Below are 2,738 nucleotides of genomic sequence, written 5' to 3'. Positions count from 1 at the left end.
GTCGCGGCCGCGCCGCGGCACCGGCAGCCGGCGGACTGGGCCAGCTGGTCGGCGGGCTGCTGCGGCGGCGCTGACCGGCGACGGCCTATAGAGGCGACGGACTACCAGAGGGCGGCGGCCACCAGCAGGGTGGCCGCCGTCGTCGTCTCTCCCATCGCACCCATGACGTCACCGGTGGTGCCGCCCAGCCGGGTGCGCGCGCGGCGGTGCAGCAGCTCCGCGCCGAGCCAGCCGGCGGCCATCGCCCCGACGACGACGCCGGCGTGACCCGGCCCGCGGATCAGCCAGGCACCCGCGGCGGCGCCGCCAGCGCGAGCAGCGCGACGCCGGTGAACCACCCGACCGAGACGGTGCCGGCGACGGTGCGCCCCAGGGACGAGCCCTCGGCGACGGGCACGCCCGGCAGGCCGGTGCGGCTCATGGCCACGCGGGCCGCGAGCACCGCGGCCGCGAGCGCGAGCCAGCCCCCGTCGCCGGCCAGCAGCGTGGCCAGGCAGGCGACCTGCAAGAGCAGCACGAGCACCAGGGCGGCGACACCGAAGGGGCCCACGTCGCCGCGGTGCATGACCTGCAGCGCCCGCTCCCGGTCGCGCAGCGGACCGAGCCCGTCGGCGGTGTCGGCCAGGCCGTCCAGGTGCAGGCCGCGGGTCAGCAGCGCCAGGACGACGACGGCGAGCACCGCGCCGACGAGCGGGGAGACGACCTCCGCACCCGCGGCGGCCACCCCGGCGGCCACTGCCCCCAGCGCCAGCCCGACGAGCGGGGCCCACGGCAGGACGCCGTGCGTGGCCCCCGCCGCGCGGGCCGGCACCGGCACGGCGGTGAGCAGGGCCACCGAGCCCAGCGGCCCGGCGAATCTCACGGGCAGAACTCCACGCGGGTCACGCTGCCGTTCGGTGGGGTGATCGAGGGCAGCGCGTCCGGGCCCAGCCCGGCGACGACGGCCTGGATCGCCCGGATCGTGTCACCGTGCGTGACCAGCGCGATGACCTCGGCGGGCGGCTCCGCGCAGAGGTCGACGAGGTAGGACCGCACCCTGCCGTGCAGCTCGGCGAGGCTCTCGCCGCCCTCGGCCGACCAGTGGGCGTCGGTCCAGTCGACGACGTCCCACAGTTCGTGCGAGGGACGCCCCTCGAGGACGCCGTAGCCCTGCTCGCGGAGGGCGGAGGTCGGGACCGCCGGGAGCCCCGTCGCCCGGGCGCAGGCCTCGGCGGTCTGCACCGCGCGCAGCAGATCGCTGGTGAACAGCGCGCCGGGGGCGAGCCGGGCGAGCTCGTCGGCCGCCGCCTCCGCCTGCGTGCGGCCCAGCGCGGTGAGCGGCACGTGCGCGGTCTGTCCCTGCATCAGGCCGGCGGCGTTCCACTCGCTCTGCCCGTGGCGGACGAGCAGGAGGGTCAGCGGACGGGGCATGGTGCACGGAGCGTAACCAGGGTGCCGACGGTCACGCCCGCGCGCCTCGTACCGTCGTCGTCGTGAGCATTCCCGTCCGCCCCGGCGCCGCCCGTCCCGCTGCCCGCTCCGGCGCGCCCGACCCGCTGGCCCCGCTGCTCGACCTGCCCGGCGTCCGTGACGCCGCCGACGCCGCTCGCGCGGGCGTCGACCGGCTGCTGGGGCACCGGGTGCTGCGCCGCGAGTCCGCCGGGGTCAGCATCGAGTCCGCGCTGCGCGGTGCCCGCGCCTCGGCCGCGCTCGAGGGTGTCGACGTGCCGCTGGCCGAGCTCCGGGCGGGCGGGTCCGACGACCCGGTCGTGCAGGGCGCGCTCCGGGTCTCGGCGGGCCTGGGCGCCATGGTGGAGACCTGGCAGAAGGCGCCCGGGCAGGTGCTGGCGCGGCTGCACGTGCTGGCCGCGGCCGACCTGGCCGACCGGGCCGCGCTCGGCCGGCCCGCGGCCCAGGCGGGACCGCGCCTGTCGGGCCTGTTCTCCCTGGTCACCGGCACGACGACGGCGCCCGCGGTCCTGGTCGCCGCGCTCGTCCACGGCGAGCTGGCCGCGCTCGCGCCGTTCGGGGTCGCCGACGGCCTGGTCGCGCGGGCCGCCGGACGGCTCACCGGGATCGCCCGCGGGCTGGACCCGAAGGCGGTCTCGGCGCCGGAGGTGGGCTTCGCCCAGCTGGGCCGCGAGGCCTACGCCGAGGCGCTCGCCGCCTACGCCTCGGGCGAGCCCGACGGCGTCGCCCGCTGGCTGGTGCACTGCTGCCGCGCCACCGAGCACGGGGCCCTGGAGGGCCTGGCCGTCTGCGAGAGCCTGCTGCGCGGCTGAGAACACCCCGTCCCTCTCACCCCTCGCCAGCTCGGGGCGAGCCTCCGGACGGGGCCGGCGCCGCGAGGACCAGTCCGGTGACGGCGACGGTGGTCACCGCGATGGCACCGGCCGCCGCGGCCGCCACCCAGGCCCCGGTGCCCGCGCCGTAGCCGAGCGCGCCCAGCACCGACAGCCACGGGCCGGACAGCGAGAGGAACAGGCCGAGCCGCTCGGCCGGACCGCGCGGCCGGCGACGCGGCGTGGTGCGCACGGTCTGGCCGACCAGGACCGCCGCCACGCAGACGGCCAGCACCGCGAGCCAGGCGAGGACGGCGGTCAGCACGACCGCAGGATGACCGACGCGGCCGCTCAGGGTCCGGAGCCCCGCCGGACGAGCGGGTCAGGCGCCGCGGCGCCGGCGTCGTCCCGAGAGCGGGCCGGGGGCGCCGGCCGCGGCCGAGCGCGCGGTGCGGTGCCGCGCGTACCAGGCCGGCC

5 protein-coding genes are annotated in these 2,738 nt (G+C 79.1%); 1 reads left to right on the top strand and 4 read right to left on the bottom strand.

The window, feature by feature from the left end; all coding sequences use genetic code 11:
* Nucleotides 1-101: 101 nt before the first annotated feature.
* From A6V29_RS21900 to A6V29_RS08625, 3 genes are read right to left on the bottom strand one after another with little or no spacing between them, the layout of a single operon-like run.
* Nucleotides 102-338: an adenosylcobinamide-GDP ribazoletransferase gene (locus A6V29_RS21900; protein ID WP_283956345.1), complete on the bottom strand. Its 237-nt coding sequence runs from the start codon at nt 336-338 to the stop codon at nt 102-104.
* On the bottom strand, nt 281-862 hold the full coding sequence (locus A6V29_RS08630) for an adenosylcobinamide-GDP ribazoletransferase (protein ID WP_283956344.1): 582 nt from the start codon (nt 860-862) through the stop codon (nt 281-283). The genes A6V29_RS21900 and A6V29_RS08630 overlap by 58 nt, the downstream gene beginning before the upstream one ends.
* Nucleotides 859-1,410, bottom strand: a complete 552-nt coding sequence (locus tag A6V29_RS08625) for a histidine phosphatase family protein (RefSeq protein ID WP_137159919.1) — start codon at nt 1,408-1,410, stop codon at nt 859-861. Before A6V29_RS08625 ends, A6V29_RS08630 begins: the two co-directional genes overlap by 4 nt.
* Before the next feature lie 62 nt (nt 1,411-1,472).
* Between A6V29_RS08625 and A6V29_RS08620 the strand changes: the two genes are divergently transcribed.
* On the top strand, nt 1,473-2,261 hold the full coding sequence (locus tag A6V29_RS08620; RefSeq protein WP_137159918.1) for a Fic family protein: 789 nt from the start codon (nt 1,473-1,475) through the stop codon (nt 2,259-2,261).
* A 16-nt stretch (nt 2,262-2,277) separates the two neighbouring features.
* Here the strand turns inward: A6V29_RS08620 and A6V29_RS08615 are convergent, their stop codons facing one another.
* On the bottom strand, nt 2,278-2,586 hold the full coding sequence (locus tag A6V29_RS08615) for a hypothetical protein (protein WP_137159917.1): 309 nt from the start codon (nt 2,584-2,586) through the stop codon (nt 2,278-2,280).
* Between the last annotated feature and the right edge of the window lie 152 nt (nt 2,587-2,738).

Origin of the sequence: Blastococcus sp. CCUG 61487 (genome assembly GCF_005222955.1) — a bacterium.
In the GTDB taxonomy this organism is placed as follows: domain Bacteria; phylum Actinomycetota; class Actinomycetes; order Mycobacteriales; family Geodermatophilaceae; genus Blastococcus.
This window is presented reverse-complemented; position numbering and strand designations above follow the sequence as displayed.